Origin of the sequence: Kocuria sp. CPCC 205260, from assembly GCF_040981045.1 — a bacterium.
In the GTDB taxonomy this organism is placed as follows: Bacteria; Actinomycetota; Actinomycetes; order Actinomycetales; family Micrococcaceae; genus Kocuria; species Kocuria palustris.
The window spans coordinates 44536-59859 of sequence record NZ_JAVKPT010000008.1; the positions used below are offsets into that span (position 1 = coordinate 44536).

The 15324-nt window shown below is 71.5% G+C and carries 14 protein-coding genes; 13 read left to right on the forward strand and 1 reads right to left on the reverse strand.

All coding sequences use genetic code 11. The features are described 5' to 3' along the window. Positions 1 to 65 precede the first annotated feature (65 nt). From RF645_RS11405 to RF645_RS11465, 13 genes are all read left to right on the forward strand, one after another. Complete coding sequence (locus RF645_RS11405) at positions 66 to 1142, forward strand: glutathione S-transferase family protein (protein ID WP_006213880.1); 1077 nt, start codon at positions 66 to 68, stop codon at positions 1140 to 1142. A gap of 152 nt (positions 1143 to 1294) precedes the next feature. Then, positions 1295 to 2143 carry a CoA ester lyase gene (locus RF645_RS11410; RefSeq protein ID WP_006213879.1) on the forward strand — a complete coding sequence of 283 codons (849 nt, stop codon included), beginning with the start codon at positions 1295 to 1297 and terminating at the stop codon, positions 2141 to 2143. A gap of 119 nt (positions 2144 to 2262) precedes the next feature. After that, the gene (gene malQ / locus RF645_RS11415) at positions 2263 to 4536 is read left to right on the forward strand and encodes a 4-alpha-glucanotransferase (RefSeq protein WP_368819107.1); all 2274 of its coding nucleotides are present in this window, start codon (positions 2263 to 2265) and stop codon (positions 4534 to 4536) included. Between the two features lie 419 nt (positions 4537 to 4955). Further along, positions 4956 to 5192: a 50S ribosomal protein L28 gene (gene rpmB / locus RF645_RS11420; protein ID WP_006213877.1), complete on the forward strand. Its 237-nt coding sequence runs from the start codon at positions 4956 to 4958 to the stop codon at positions 5190 to 5192. A gap of 1 nt (position 5193) precedes the next feature. Continuing rightward, positions 5194 to 5361, forward strand: a complete 168-nt coding sequence (gene rpmG / locus RF645_RS11425) for a 50S ribosomal protein L33 (RefSeq protein WP_006213876.1) — start codon at positions 5194 to 5196, stop codon at positions 5359 to 5361. Between the two features lies 1 nt (position 5362). After that, the gene (rpsN, locus tag RF645_RS11430; RefSeq protein WP_053447915.1) at positions 5363 to 5668 is read left to right on the forward strand and encodes a 30S ribosomal protein S14; all 306 of its coding nucleotides are present in this window, start codon (positions 5363 to 5365) and stop codon (positions 5666 to 5668) included. 70 nt (positions 5669 to 5738) lie between these two features. After that, positions 5739 to 6023, forward strand: coding sequence for an HU family DNA-binding protein (locus tag RF645_RS11435; RefSeq protein ID WP_006213874.1), 285 nt, complete (start codon positions 5739 to 5741; stop codon positions 6021 to 6023). A gap of 248 nt (positions 6024 to 6271) precedes the next feature. Beyond that, a complete protein-coding gene (locus RF645_RS11440) occupies positions 6272 to 6931 on the forward strand; it encodes a hypothetical protein (protein ID WP_368819108.1) in 660 nt (219 codons plus the stop codon). A gap of 241 nt (positions 6932 to 7172) precedes the next feature. Beyond that, positions 7173 to 7820, forward strand: coding sequence for a copper resistance protein CopC (locus tag RF645_RS11445; protein WP_368819109.1), 648 nt, complete (start codon positions 7173 to 7175; stop codon positions 7818 to 7820). Next, positions 7817 to 8497, forward strand: coding sequence for a copper chaperone PCu(A)C (locus tag RF645_RS11450; RefSeq protein ID WP_368819110.1), 681 nt, complete (start codon positions 7817 to 7819; stop codon positions 8495 to 8497). Before RF645_RS11445 ends, RF645_RS11450 begins: the two co-directional genes overlap by 4 nt. Continuing rightward, positions 8494 to 9897, forward strand: coding sequence for a Dyp-type peroxidase (locus RF645_RS11455; protein WP_259902955.1), 1404 nt, complete (start codon positions 8494 to 8496; stop codon positions 9895 to 9897). The genes RF645_RS11450 and RF645_RS11455 overlap by 4 nt, the downstream gene beginning before the upstream one ends. A 139-nt stretch (positions 9898 to 10036) precedes the next feature. Beyond that, positions 10037 to 12247, forward strand: coding sequence for a cytochrome c oxidase assembly protein (locus tag RF645_RS11460; protein WP_368819111.1), 2211 nt, complete (start codon positions 10037 to 10039; stop codon positions 12245 to 12247). Between the two features lie 100 nt (positions 12248 to 12347). Then, on the forward strand, positions 12348 to 14246 hold the full coding sequence (locus tag RF645_RS11465) for an NHL domain-containing thioredoxin family protein (RefSeq protein WP_368819112.1): 1899 nt from the start codon (positions 12348 to 12350) through the stop codon (positions 14244 to 14246). Positions 14247 to 14332: 86 nt separating this feature from the next. Here RF645_RS11465 and RF645_RS11470 read toward each other — a convergent pair whose 3' ends face one another. Beyond that, a complete protein-coding gene (locus tag RF645_RS11470; protein ID WP_040560442.1) occupies positions 14333 to 15316 on the reverse strand; it encodes a hypothetical protein in 984 nt (327 codons plus the stop codon). Positions 15317 to 15324: the final 8 nt, after the last annotated feature.

Sequence of the window (15324 nt, forward strand, 5' to 3'; positions counted from 1 at the left end):
CGGGTCACCGGCCCCGCCGCAGCGCGGGGCTCGGGGCCGCAAGCGCACCACGATGGAGGAGAGCCATGAGCGAGCTGACGACAGCAGGCACCGAGCACAGCACCAAGGGCGCCTACGTGCACCAGGGCGAGGAGTTCGACCGGGACGCCAACTACATCGAGGACCGGATCGTGGCGGACCCGTCGTCGGCGCGGCTGAACGAGGGGGCGCAGGCCTGGCCGGTCGAGGCGGGGCGCTACCGCCTGGTCGCCGCGCGCGCCTGCCCGTGGGCCAACCGCACGCTGATCGTGCGCCGCCTGCTCGGGCTCGAGGATGCCATCTCGGTCGGGCTCCCGGGGCCCACCCACGACGTCCGCTCGTGGCGCTTCGACCTCGACGAGGGCGGGAAGGACCCGGTGCTGGGCATCGAGCGGCTGCAGGAGGCCTACTTCGCCCGATTCCCCGACTACCCCCGCGGCATCACGGTGCCGGCGATCGTGGACATCGAGACCGGTGGGGTCGTGACCAACGACTTCCCGCAGATCACGGAGGACTTCGCCAAGCAGTGGACGGCTCATCATCGCGAGGGCGCCCCGGACCTGTGGCCGGCTGAGCTCGAGGACGAGATGCGGGCGGTCATGAAGCGGATCTACACCGAGGTCAACAACGGGGTGTACCGCGCGGGCTTCGCCGGCTCGCAGGAGGCCTACGAGAAGGCCTACGACCGGCTGTGGACCGCCATGGACTGGCTCGAGGAGCGGCTGGCGGACCGGCGCTACCTGATGGGCGATCACATCACGGAGGCGGACGTCCGCCTGTTCACGACCCTGGTGCGCTTCGATCCCGTCTACCACGGCCACTTCAAGGCCTCGCGCAACAAGCTGTCCGAGATGCCCAACCTGTGGGCCTACGCCCGCGATCTGTTCACGACCCCCGGATTCGGCGACACCGTCGACTTCCAGCAGATCAAGGAGCACTACTACATCGTCCACGAGGACCTGAACCCCACGCAGATCGTTCCGGTCGGGCCGTCGCTGGAGAACTGGCTCGAGCCCCACGGCCGCGAGGCGCTGGGCGGCAGCCCGTTCGGCGACGGGACCGCCCCCGGACCCGTGCGCCCCGACGAGCGCGTGGATCCGGCGCACACGCCCCTGGCGGTCTGAGCCCGGGCGCCGACCCCGTGGCGCGACCTGCGCTCAGCGGACCGGCCCGGCTGGGGCGACGGCGGTACGCTGGTGGGTCGAGACCCGCCCGGCTGCCGCGCAGGCCCCGCCCCCGCCGCCGGGCCGCCCCCACTCCCCTGAAGGATGATTCCGTGACCCCGTACCGCAATCAGCGAGCCGCCGCTCTGCCGGCCCGGCTCTCCCGCTCCGTGCTCCTGGTCGGAGCCGGCGATCCCTCGGCCTTCGTCCCGGCGCTGGCCTCGGAGGCCGACTCCGTCATCTTCGATATCGAGGACGGCCTGCCCGAGGGGCAGAAGGAGCAGGGGCGGGCCGATGTCGTCGAGGCGCTGAACCAGGGCGCGGGCGCGTGGGTGCGGATCAACGACATCCACTCCGAGCACTGGCAGGCGGACCTGGATGCGCTGTCCGGGGCGCGCAACCTCCGCGGGATCATGCTGGCCAAGACCGAGTCGTCCGATCACATCACGCGCACCGCCATGATGATGCCGGCCGGCACCCCGGTCATCGCGCTCATCGAGTCTGCGCTGGGCCTGGTGAACGCGAATGACATCGCCCGGGCCCCGGGCGTCTTCCGCCTGGCCTTCGGCGTGGGCGATTTCCGCCGCGACACCGGTGCCTCCGGCGACCCCATGGCCCTGGCCCATGCCCGCTCGACCCTGGTGGTGGCCTCCCGCGTGGGCGGTCTGCCCGGCCCGATCGACGGCCCGACCCCCGGCGCCTCCGGCGAGCAGCTCGACGAGGCCTGCCGCGTGACCCAGTCCATGGGCATGACCGGCAAGCTGACCCTGGATCCGGCTCAGACCGAGGCGATCAACTCCGGACTGGCGCCCTCGGAGCAGGAGATCGCCTGGGCCCGCGAGCTGCTCCACGAGCACGAGTCCGGCATGCCCGGGACCATGGACGGCAGCTACCTGCCGCGCCTGGCCCGCGCCCGCAAGGTCTCGGATCTCGCCGCGACCTACGGCCTCTGGAACCGCTGACCCGACTCCGACGAGCCCTCGCCGCGCGCGACGAGGGCTCGTCGGCGGTGTGAGGGTCGACTCGTCGGGACGATGGAGCCGACCGATACGATGGCGGCATGGATCAACCCCAGGAGCGCTTGAGCACTTCCACAGGACCCACCAGCACCGGCGGCAGTCCGTCCGGGCAGACGCTGCGGCGCCTGGCCGAGCAGCTGGGCGTGAGCACCAGCTACGAGGGCTTCGACGGCCAGGAGGCGCAGGTCCCGGACGCCACGCTGAGCTCGGTGCTCACGGCCCTGGATCTCGATGTCTCCTCCGAGCGGGCCGCGCTGGACTCCCTGCAGGAGCACCTGGACGCCCCCTGGCGCAGGCTCCTGCCGCCGGTGGTGATCGCCGTCGAAGGCCGCGACGACTCCTTCCCCGTGCACGTCCCCTCCGGCAGCGAGCCCACCGTGGAGCTCTTCGCGGGAGAGCGGACCCGGCCCCTCGAGGCCGTGCCCGGAAGCCTGAGCACCCGGGAGATCGACGGGTGCCCGGTCGATCGCATCCTCTACCGCATCCCCTCCGATCTGGCCCCGGAGTGGTACGAGCTGCGCGCCAGCGCCCCGGAGATCGATCACGGGGTGCCCACTGAGGTCGAGCTGGCGGTGACGCCCGCCCGCCTGTCCACCACCGATCGGCTGCAGGACAAGCGCCGCTGGGGCTGGGCCGTGCAGCTCTACTCCGTGGCCTCGAACCGGACCTGGGGCGTGGGCGATCTCAACGACCTCGCGGGCTTGGCCGCGATCGGCGGCGAGCAGGGCGCGGACTACATCCTGATCAACCCCCTGCACGCCTCCGAGCCGGTGCCCCCGCTGGAGGCCTCGCCCTACCTGCCGGTGACCCGGAGGTTCTTCAACCCGCTGTATCTGCGCATCGCGGGCATCCCCGAGATCGTCTACCTCCGTCCCGGCGACGCCGAGGTCGTCCAGACGCTGGATGCCATCCAGCGGCGCAGGATACTCGAGGTCGACGACGTCGAGCGGGACTCCGTCTACGCCGCCAAGCTGAAGGCGCTGGAGCTGCTCTACACCGTCCGCCGCTCAGCACAGCGCCAGCAGCAGCTGCGCCGCTTCGCCGCCGAGGGCGGGCAGCAGCTGCAGGACTTCGCGCTGTGGTGCGCGATCCGAGAGGAGATCGGAAAGGACTCGCCGCTGTGGGAGGACGAGGCCGCCGGTCCGGACTCGCCGTACGCCGTCGAGGCCCGCACGCGCCTGCAGAGCCGCGTCCACTTCCACATCTGGCTGCAGTGGCTGCTCGACGAGCAGCTTGCCAGCGCCCAGCACGCTGCGGACTCGGCGGGCATGGCGATCGGCGTGATGCATGACCTGGCCGTGGGAGTGTCCAAGGACGGGGCCGATGCCTGGTCGCTGAACCGGTCTCTGGCTCGGGGAGTCTCCGTGGGCGCTCCCGCCGACATGTACAACCAGCAGGGTCAGGACTGGAGCCAGCCGCCGTGGCATCCGTTCCGTCTGGCGGAGGCCGGCTACCGCCCGTGGCGGGAGATGCTGCGCGGGATCTTCCGCCACGCGGGCGGCATCCGGATCGACCACATCATGGGCCTGTTCCGGCTGTGGTGGATCCCGGAGGGCAACAGGGCCTCCGAGGGCGCCTATGTCTACTACGACCACGAGGCCATGCTCGGCATCCTGGCGCTCGAGGCCCAGCGCGCGGGCGTCGTCGTGGTCGGCGAGGACCTCGGCACGGTGGAGCCCTGGGTGCGCGAGGAGCTGGCGGCCCGCGGCGTGCTCGGCACCTCGGTGCTGTGGTTCGAGACCGAGGGCGACGGCCCCAAGGACCCTCGCGACTACCGCGTGGAGACCATGGCCTCGGTGGGCACGCACGACTTCCCGCCGACCGCCGGCTACCTCCAGGGCGTCCAGGTGGACCTGCGCGATGAGCTCGGACTGCTCGAGCGGCCCGTCGAGCAGGAGCGAGCCGAGGCTCAGCAGACGCTGCAGCGCTGGCTCGACGCCGTCGGGGCCGAGGGCCTGCTGCCCGAGGAGGCGAGCGAGCAGCAGACCGTCGAGGCACTGCACGCCTACCTGGGACTGGCGCCGTCGCTGCTGCACTGTGTCCAGCTCGTCGACGCCGTGGGCGAGCGCCGCGTGCAGAACCAGCCCGGCACGACCGGCGAGCAGCACCCCAACTGGCGCATCCCGCTGGCCGACGACGAGGGCCGACGCGTGCTGCTCGAGGAGATCCAGGGCTCGGAGCGCGTGCGCTCGCTGTCCGCGGTCATGAATCGGGCCCTCGGGCGCGGGATGCGCAGGCAGAACCGCGAAGGCGCGCCCTCGCAGCCGCGGACCATGGACCCGGACGCCCCCACCGCGCCGTGGACCACCGGCTCCGTGAGCCCCGTCGAAGGCTGAGCCGCGCGGCAGGGTGTGGGTGATCCCACCCCCTGCCGGTTGGTCTTCCGCGCTGTGTCGACTAGACTCGCCTCTCGTCCCATCCCTGTCTCGGGCTCGATCACGGCTCCGGACGGCACCCGGGGAGGGGCGGCATCCTCCTTCACCGGGGGATGCGGAAAGTTGCGGGCAACCCGGCGTCAACCTACTATCTAAGGCTGTCGTGTGGTGGAGTCCACCTTCCGGCACCAAGATCTTCACCGTCGTCATGGCGGACCCCTGACGGTTACCCACCGTGCCGGGCCCGAGTGCGGGCCCTGGGTTCATGAACGGTGGCTGTACTCAGGTGACGGGACGCCCTGGCCGCTGCCGCAGTTGCATCCGTGCATCAGCGCGCACCACAGCGTGCCGTCATTCGTCGACATTTGGAGGAGAGCACAATGGCAGCGTATTGCCAGGTGACCGGAGCTCAGCCGGGCTTCGGGCACACCATCTCGCACTCGCACCGCCGCACCAAGCGCCGGTTCGACCCGAACATCCAGAAGAAGCGCTACTGGGTCCCGTCCCTGCGCCGCAACATCACGCTGAACCTCAGCGCCAAGGGCATCCGCGTCATCGACGCCCGCGGCATCGATGCTGTCGTCGCCGAGATGCAGGCACGAGGGGAGAAGTTCTGATATGGCCAAGGATAAGGACGTCCGTCCCATCATCAAGATGAAGTCCACCGCCGGCACCGGGTACACCTACGTGACCCGCAAGAACCGTCGGAACAACCCGGATCGCATCGTGCTGAAGAAGTACGACCCGGTCGCCCGCAAGCACGTCGATTTCCGCGAGGAGCGCTGAGATGGCCAAGAAGTCCAAGATCGCCAAGAACGAGCAGCGCAAGGTCATCGTCGCCCGCTACGCCGACAAGCGCGCGGAGCTCAAGAAGACCCTGATCGACGAGAACGCCTCGGACGAGGCTCGCGAGGCAGCTCGTCTGGGCCTGCAGAAGCTTCCCCGCGACGCTTCGCCGGTCCGCGTGCGCAACCGCGACCAGATCGACGGCCGCCCGCGCGGCACCTTCCAGAAGTTCGGGATCTCCCGCGTGCGCTTCCGGGACATGGCTCACAAGGGCGAGTTGCCGGGCATCACCAAGTCGAGCTGGTAATTTCCAGTTCGGCGGGCATCTCCCGATGAGATGCCACTGAGTAGACCCCAATCTTCAGGAGGACTGCAGTATGGCTAAGAACCGCAGCGAGATCGTCGCCGAGATCGCCGAGAAGGCCGACACCACCCAGGCGCAGGTGAACGGCGTCCTGGACGCCCTCTTCGAGGTCCTCGAGACCTCCGTCGCTCAGGGCGAGAAGGTCACCATCCCGGGCTGGTTCTCCGTCGAGCGCACCGTCCGCAAGGCGCGCACCGGACGCAACCCGCAGACCGGCGAGTCCATCGAGATCCCCGAGGGTCACTCGGTGAAGCTCTCGGCCGGCTCCAAGCTGAAGGCTGCGGCCTCCTCCAAGTGATGCCGCGCGGCTGAGCAGCAGGACTGCTGCCCGGCCCGAGCGCCTCAGGGCGGCTCCCCCTCGGGGGAGCCGCCCTGAGGCGTTTTCGGACCAGGCGGTGCTCCGCGTCATGGCCCGGCAACCGGCCCCCGCGGATTCGCGGGGCGGACGCGGCGCGCGGCATACTGTGGGGCATCTGCCCGGGCGGTCGAGGCCCCGCCGCCCGGAGTCCGCATCGCCGCCGGAGGCCCGAAGGAGGGACGCTCGCCGTGATCACCGCGCGCTCCCTCCGACTGCTGCGCGGCTGGACCGCGGCCGCGGTGGCCACGGGTGCAGCCGCCCTGGCCCACACCGCCGCCGGAGGCCCGTGGCCGTCGCCGCTGCTCGTGGCCCTGTGCCTCGCGCTGTCGGCGCCGGTGTGCATGCTGCTGACCGGACTGCGGCTGCCCGGGCTGGGGCTGACGCTGTCCGTCGCCGTGTCGCAGCTGCTGTTCCACGGACTGTTCTCCGTGTCCGGGAGCATGTCCGCATCCGTCGATCACACCTCGCACGCCGGGCACCTGGGTGCCGCCTCCGACGGCCCGGAGCTGGTCCTGAGCGCCACCGGAGCCATGGTCCACGACCATGCGGCGCTCGAGGCGCTCGGAGTCAGCTCCTCGAGCGCCGCATGGCTCATGCCCGTCCTGCACGCTGCGGCCTGGATCGTGACCGTGCTGGTGCTGCGCCACGGCGAGAAGCTCGCCCTGCGGGCCGCGGCCACGCTGCTGATCCGTGCTCGAGCACTGATCTCGCGGATCGGGGACCCGGTCGTCATCGCCGCATCCGCGTGGCGCTGCGCACCGATGGGCCCGGCCGTGCCGCGTCTCGCCCAGGTGATCCTGGCCGCACTGCGCTACCGGGGTCCGCCCGTGCGGATGCTCGCCATCTGATCCTCCGCGCTCCACGTCGAGCCGCGCGCTCCGGAGTGCGCCTGAGACCGCACCGGCGCGTCGGTCCGTGGACGTCGCGGCCCCTCACGGGTCCAGCGGCTTCTGCCTGCGGACGATGGCGAGATGCGCAGCTCCACGCCGAGCGGGCCAGCACCGGCACCGGATCGGCTCCATCACAGCATCATCGCCGCCCCTCCATTCCCTGAAGGGCATGTCCGAGGCGCGGCGGAGGAGGAACTCCATGTCCATCAGCAAGCACACCATGAGCGCGGGGGCCGGACTGGCCGCTGCCGCGCTGATCGCCATGCCGGCACCGGCGCTGGCGCATGACAGCCTCACCGGCTCGAGCCCCGAGAGCGGGGCCTCGAGCGCTGAGGCTCCCCAGGGGATCGATCTGACGTTCTCCGCGGCCCCGCAGGACATCGGCCTCGATATCCGTGTCAGCGGGCCCGACGGCTCGGACGTGACGGACGGCGAGCCCGAGATCCAGGGCACGACGGTCACCCAGCCCCTGTCGGATCAGGCGGACGAGCCGGGCGAGTACTCCGTCGTGTGGCGGGTGGTCTCCTCCGACGGGCACCCGATCGAGGGCGCCTACGACTACACGGTCGAGGGCGGGGAGGCCAGCGCCTCGCAGGAGCCCGCAGGCGGGGAGCCGGCCGAGGGGTCGTCGTCCGCCGGGGCCTCCGGCTCGGCGCAGGCCCCGGAGTCGGCCTCCTCGGACTCGGACGACGCCCCGACCGAGGGGCAGGACGACGACCAGCCTTCGTCCGACACCGGGGACGAGTCGTCCTCCGGCACAGCCCTGTGGCTGCTGATCGGCGGCGGCGTCGTCGTGCTGGGTGCCGTCGCTGCGGCCGTCGTGATGATGCGGAGGATGGGGCGATGAGCGCGCAGGCAGCCGCGCGGCGGCGCCTTCTGCCCGCTGCGGCCGCCGTGGGCGGCCTGCTCCTGCTGTCCGGCTGCGCCGTGGGACAGGACGCCCTGGACGGCGACTCGGCCTCCAGCAGCGCCTCGAGCAGCGCCGAGGCGCAGGGCGGCGATCAGCTGAGCGTCGAGCAGCCCTGGATCAAGGCGGCCGATAGCGGGATGACCGCCGCCTTCGGGCAGCTGCGCAACGACGGCGACACCGCCGTCACCCTGACCGGCGCCTCTGCCGACGGCATCGCGGGCGAGGTCGAGCTGCATGAGACCGTCGCGGATCCGGAGACCGGGGCCACCAAGATGCAGGCGCTGGAGGACCCGATCGTGATCGAGCCGGGGGAGACCGTGACACTCGAACCGGGTGGGCAGCACATCATGCTCATGGATCTGCAGTGCGCCCCCATGGCCGGCACCGAGCTGAGCGTGCAGCTGCAGTTCGAGGGCGGTCAGGAGCAGAGCCTCCGGCTGCCCGTGCGCGACTACGCCGGTGCCAAGGAGGAGTACGCACCGGGTGAGGAGCCCACCGCCGGTGAGAGCCCGGAACATGCCGACGAGAGCATGGAGGGCATGGATCACGGTGACATGGCGGGGAGGGAGGACTCCTCCTCGGAGGCGCTGCCCATGTGCGAGGAGGCTGCGTGACACAGCGCCGCCCCGATCCTGCTGCGCGCTCCCGCGGCGCGCAGCAGGGCCCGGTCGAGGCCCAGGGCGGCTCAGCGCAGCCGCCCTGGGCTGCGGCCGGGGCGCCTCAGGGCGAGTCCCGTCCCGCGCGGGGCCTGTCCCGGCGCGGGCTGTTCGGCGCAGGCGGCGCCGTGGGAGCTGCCGCTGCGGCTGGCCTGGGCGCTGTCGGTCTGGGCGCCTCCAGGCTGTCCGAGCCGACGCGCTCGGGAGGCTCGAACGCTCAGGCGGAAGAGGCTCAGCCCGCGTTCATCGGCGACATCGCCGAGGACTTCCACGGCGAGCGCCAGGCCGGCATCGACACCCCCGCGCAGGGCTTCGCGGCCTTCCTGGGCATCGATCTGACCGAGGGCACCACGCGCGAGGACCTGCGCCGCATGCTCGTCGTGCTCACCCAGGACGCCGCCGAGCTGACCGAGGGCCAGGCCCCGATCGGCGACCAGGAGCCCGAGCTGGCGCTGAACCCGTCGAGGCTCACGGTGACCTTCGGCTTCGGGTCGGGGCTGATGCGGATCCTGGCCCCGGCGGCCGCCCCGTCGTGGCTGGCCCCGCTGCCGGAGTTCTCGATCGATCAGCTGCAGCCGCGCTGGAGCGACGGCGACCTGCTGCTGCAGCTGTGCTGCGAGGACCCGCTGACCCTGGCGCACGCTCAGCGCGTGCTGCTCAAGGACGTCCGAAGCTTCGGGCAGGTGCGCTGGGTGCAGGACGGGTTCCGCACCGCCGCCGGAGCCGCACCCGCGGGCACCACGCCGCGCAACCTGTTCGGGCAGGTCGACGGCACCGTCGACACCGCCGCAGGCACGCCCGAGCACGAGAGGATCGTGTGGGGCCAGGGCGAGGACGCGTTCGAGCCCTGGATCCAGAACGGCACCTCCTTGGTGCTGCGCCGGATCCACATGAACCTGGACACCTGGGACGAGGTCGACCGCATCGGGCGCGAGGACGCCGTGGGACGCACCTTGGACACCGGGGCGCCCCTGACCGGTGAGCACGAGCACGACGAGCCCGACTTCGAGGCCACGACCCCCGTGGGGTTCCCCGTGATCTCGGACTACTCGCACATGCGCCGGGCGCGGCACCCCGATGAGCGGGTGCGCATCCACCGGCGGGTCTACAACTACGACATGCCCGTCAGCGGGGCCTCCGGGTTCTCCCGCCACGACGAGACGGAGGGCGGGGTCAGCGACTCCGGTCTGCTGTTCGCGTCGTATCAGTCGGATCCGGCCCAGCAGTTCCTCCCGATCCAGCAGCGCCTGGACGAGCTCGACATGCTCAACACCTGGACGGTTCCGATCGGGTCCTCGGTGTTCGCGATCCCGCCGGCCTGCGAGCCGGGCGGATTCGTGGGGGAGCAGCTGTGGTGAGACCCTCGGGACAGCGCTGCCCGGCGGAGGCCCCGAACGCGGGCCCCGGTCGGCCGGCAGCAGATGGATGGAGGTGCGCCGCGACGGCGCGCCCAGCAGCACAGGCCGCGGCGCAGACGGCGCCGGCCGGGAGGACAGCATGAGCAGCACGGCGAACTCGACCGGGACCGCGCAGCAGCGGCGGTCGGGGCGAGGCCCCGCCCTCGGAGGCGGATCCTCGCCCTCCACCGAGCCCGGGGTCGTCCACGGCCTCTCGCCCTGGTGGATCGCAGGGGTGCTCGTGGTGGTGCTGCTGTCGCTTCTGGGTGCCCTGGCCTTCTCGGGCGCCTCCGCCCCGCAGGAGGTCGCCGATCCGGGAGCCGCAGTGCGCTGGGGTCTGCCGATCGCCGAGGCGCTGCGGGACACGGGCATGATCGTCGCGCTCGGGTCCGTGCTGCTGGCCGTGTCGGTGCTCCCGCACCGGCAGCGCTCGGGGCGGGGCCGCTCGCCTCGGGCCCGCGCGGGGGAGAAGGAGCCCGAGTCCCCGCTGTTCGCGCGCACCGTCGCTCTGGCCGGGGCGTGGTCGATCGTGTGGACCGTGGCCTCGGTCGCGGTGCTGATCCTGACCTATGCCGATGTCTCCGGGGTGCAGCTGTCCGCCAGCTCGGACTACACGCGCCAGCTCGTGAGCTTCGCGACCGAGATCCCCACGGGGCAGGCGATCGCCGTGGGCACGATCGTCGCCGCCGTGACCACGACCCTGCTCTTCGGCCTGCGCTCCCGGCTGGGACTGGCCGCTGCCATGGCGGTCGGCTGCCTCGCGATCGTGACCATGGCCCTCAACGGCCACAGCGCCGGCGGCGACGATCACATGGGCGCGGTCAACTCCCTGGGTCTGCACCTGCTCGGCGTCTGCCTCTGGGCCGGCGGCCTCGCCGCTCTGGCGTGGATCTCGCCGCAGCTGGCCGCGGACACCACCACTACGGCACTGCCGATCGGCACGCGCGGGCGCCGCGGCGCCGCGTCCGGGCAGGCCGCTCGAGGCCGCCGCGTCCCCACCATCGCCGTGGTCCTGCATCGCTTCTCGACCCTGGCGCTGTGCTGCTATGCCCTCGTGCTGGCCTCCGGGATCATCAACGCCGGGGTGCGCATCGGCACCTGGGAGCAGCTCACCAGCGACTACGGGGTCCTGGCACTGCTCAAGCTCCTGCTGACCCTGCTGCTGGGCGTGGCCGGTCTCATGCACCGCCGCGCAGTGATCCCCGCGCTCGAGAAGGGGAAGGTCTCGGGGCGCCGAGCCGTATGGCAGGTCATCCTGGGCGAGCTCGTGCTCATGGGCGTGCTGATCGGCGTCGCCGTAGCACTCGGCAATTCGGCGCCCCCGGTGCCCGAGGAGCTCTCCGACAACGCCTCCCCGGCGCGCATCCTCACGTTCTACGAGCTGCCGCCGGCGCCGACGCCCGAGGGCCTGGTCACCATGTGGCGCTTCGACTGGCTGTGGGTCGCGGTCATCGCCGTGCTGGGCCTGTCCTACGCCTGGGCCCTGTGGAAGCTCGCGCGCACCGGCGGGCGCTGGTCGCCCCTGCGCGCAGTGTCCTGGTTCGTGGGCCTGGCCCTGCTGATGTACGCGACGTCCGGCGGTCTGGCCATCTACGCGCGGGTGCTGTTCTCCGCGCACATGGTCGAGCACATGTCGCTGACCATGATCATCCCGGTGTTCCTGGTCCTGGGCTCGCCCGTCACCCTGCTCCTGCGGGCCCTGGAGCCGCGCCAGGACGGCACTCGCGGACCGCGCGAGTGGATCCTGCGCCTGGTCCACTCCACCTGGGGCAAGGTCGTCACGCACCCGATCTTCGCCTCGGTGAACTTCGCGGCCTCGATCGTGATCTTCTACTTCACGGACCTGCTGTCGGTCACGCTGCGCTACCACGTGGGCCACGAGTTCATGATGGCCCACTTCCTGTTCACCGGGTACATGTTCGCCCTGGTGCTCGTGGGCCAGGACCCCATCCCGTACCGGCCGCCGCACTTCATGCGACTGGTCCTGCTGATCGCCACGATGGTCTACCACGCGTTCGTGGGCGTCACCATCATGGGCATGGACACGCTGCTGGAGGCCTCCTGGTTCGGCAACATGGGCCGCCCCTGGGGAGACTCGGCGATCGAGGACCAGCAGAAGGGCGGAGCCCTGATGTGGGGCATCGGCGAGCTGCCCACGGCCATCCTGGCCGTCGTCGTGGCCATCCAGTGGGCCATGGACGGCAGGCGCGAGAACCGCCGGGTGGATCGCGAGGCGGATCGCACCGGCGATGCCGAGCTCGAGGCCTACAACGAGATGATGCAGTCGCTGGCCGAGCGCGAGCGCCGCTGAGCCGGACGGAATACCCCGGCGCCCGCCGGGGGTTGACACGACGGGGCAGGACCGAGCGATCGGGCCCCGCACGAGACGAGCACGAGGAAGAGGACCCCAGATGAGCGCGCAGTCCCGCGTCCGAGCATCCGCCCTGACAGGCCGCAGCTGGCTGAACACCGGCGGCGAGCAGCTCGACTGGCAGAAGCTGCGCGGCAAGATCGTCATCCTGGACTTCTGGTCGTTCTGCTGCATCAACTGCCTGCACGTGCTGGATGAGCTGCGTCCGCTGGAGGAGCGCTTCTCCGACGTCCTGGTGACGGTCGGCGTGCACTCGCCCAAGTTCGAGCACGAGGCCGATCCCGAGGCCCTGGCCTCGGCGGTGGACCGCTACGAGATCCACCACCCGGTGCTCGATGACCCCGAGCTCGGCACCTGGGACGCGTACACCGCGCGCGCCTGGCCGACCCTGGTGGTCGTGGATCCCGAGGGCTACATCGTGGCCCACCTCTCGGGGGAGGGCCACGTCCAGGGGATCGTCTCGCTCGTCGAGCAGCTCGTGGAGCAGCACGAGGCGGCCGGCACGCTGCACCGCGGCGACGGTCCCTACGTCCCCCCGGAGATCACCGACGGCGACCTCCGCTTCCCGGAGAAGGCCGTGGCCCTCGAGGACGGCTCCGTGCTGGTGGCCGACACCGGCCACCACCGCCTGGTCCGCATGGCCGCAGACCTGCAGACCGTGCGCGCCGTGATCGGCGACGGCACCCGCGGCCACGCCGACGGCGGCCCCGAAGAGGCGCGCTTCAACGAGCCGCGCGGGCTCGCGCTGCTGCCGCAGGGCGTCCGCGAGCAGGTGGGCTATGACGTGATCGTGGCCGACACCGTGAACCACCGCCTGCGCGGCGTGCGCCTGTCCGACGGCGAGGTCACGACCCTGGCGGGCAGCGGCGTGCAGCGCCTGCTGGATTCCGAGCGGGCCAAGGGCGTGGACGCCGATCACATCGATCCTGAAGCCGACCCGCGGGAGGTCGCGCTGTCCTCGCCGTGGGACACCGTGTGGTCCACGGCCGCCGACACCCTGGTGGTGGCGATGTCCGGCACGCATCAGATCTTCACCTTCGATCCGCGCACCGGCGAGCTGGCCGTGGCGGCGGGCACCGGCGACGAGGGCCTGGTCGACGGGGATCCCTCGCAGTCCTGGTTCGCGCAGACGTCGGGGCTGGTCGAGGCCCCGGACGGCACGATCTGGGCGGCGGATTCCGAGTCCTCGGCGCTGCGTTCCATCGCGGTGGCGGACGGCGCCCTCTCGGGCGTGGCCACGGCCGCGGGGCTCGGCCTCTACGACTTCGGCTTCCGCGACGGCGACTCGACCCAGGCGCGCCTGCAGCACCCGCTCGGCGTCGCGGTGCTGCCCGACGGCTCGATCGCCGTGGCCGACACCTACAACGGCGCCATCCGGCGCTGGGATCCCGTCGAGGGACAGCTCTCCACGCTCGAGCGCGACTTCGACGAGCCGTCGGACCTGCTGGTCGACGACTCGGGGGAGACCCCCGAGCTGATCGTGGTGGAGACCAACCGGCACCGCCTGGTGCGCCTGCCCGTTCCGGAGAAGCTGCTGCAGGTCGACGAGGGCGCCTCCGTCTCCCAGCGCAGCCGCACCCCGATCGCCGGCGGCACCATGACGATCGACGTCCGCTTCGCCGCCCCCAGCGGCCAGAAGCTCGACGACCGCTGGGGAGATCCCACGCAGCTGAAGCTGTCGGTCTCCCCGGCCGAGGCGCTGGTCGACGGCGGCGGCGCCGCCCAGGGCCTCAAGCGCGAGATCACGCTCGCCGATGGCGTCACCGAGGGCGTCCTGCACATCACCGCCCGCGCGGCCGCCTGCGACGGCGAGCCCGGCGGCGAGATCCCGGACCACGCCGCCTGCCACCTGTACCAGCAGGACTGGGGGATCCCGTTCACGGTCGCCGAGGGCGCCGAGGACTCCCTGGTGCTGGATCTGCGCGGTCTGAACGCCTGACCCCTCCCACCCGGCCTCCCGCGCCTGTGTGCCTGGATGCCGCATGCGCGGCGCGGAAGCGCATGCGGGCAGCAGGCGCGAGGGGCTCAGCGGCGGGTGACCTTCACGCTGTCGTCGCTGACGGCCAGATCGGCCTGGTAGGTGAAGGGCACCGACTCGGTGACCTCCTCGGTGGTGCCGTCGAACAGGTCCACGGAGGTGAACGAGACCTCGGCCATGCCCTTCGCCGAGCCCAGGGCCCAGTCCTTGCCGCCGTCCACGCCGATCGTCACGGGCGGCTCGGGCTGCTTGGTGATGCTCCAGGTGACGTCGCCGTCCACTCGGCCGTCGAAGTCGTAGGAGAACGGGCAGTCGGTCGGGTACAGGCTGGACTGCTCGGTGCAGGTGCTCAGGTCAGCGGCGATCTGCTCGGAGATCTCGGTCTCCAGAGCCTCCGACGGGGTGGCCTCCAGCGCGATGGTCTCGGTCTGGGCCTCATCCGTCAGCACGACCGAGGCAGGATCGGTGTCGACCCAGCGCGAGGCGTAGGAGGCCGAGTAGACACCGGGCGGGAATGCTGCGAAGCGCTGCTCGGACTCCGGCAGCGCCGCCGAGGCTCCGTTGAGATCGGCGCTGGTGGCCCCGGGCATGGACACGGTGACCGAGGGAAGCTCGGATTCCTCGAAGCCCCACACCGTGAAGAAGCCCCACTGGGTGTCCACGGGCACCAGGCGGTACTCGGAGGCATGCGGCTGACCGTCCAGGGTGAAGTCGGCGCGCACCACGGCCTCCTCCGAGTCCTGGGAGACGGTCGAGATCTCGAGGTCCTCGAGCGACTCGGTGGCCGCGGCCAGCGGCTCGCCGTCGAGCAGGACGGCATCGTCCTCGGGATCGACCTGCGCATTGAGCAGGCCCAGGGCGCGGCCGCCGTCGCCGTCCTGGAGGCTCTCGAAGTAGGCGCGGACGTCCGTCTCCGGGCCGTACATGTACTTGTTGACCAGCGAGATCGTGATCCACGCGGCAGCCATGGCGAGCACGAGAAGGACCAGCCACATGCCGATCGCCCTGCGCACCGCCGTGTTCTGATCCATCCTCCTTA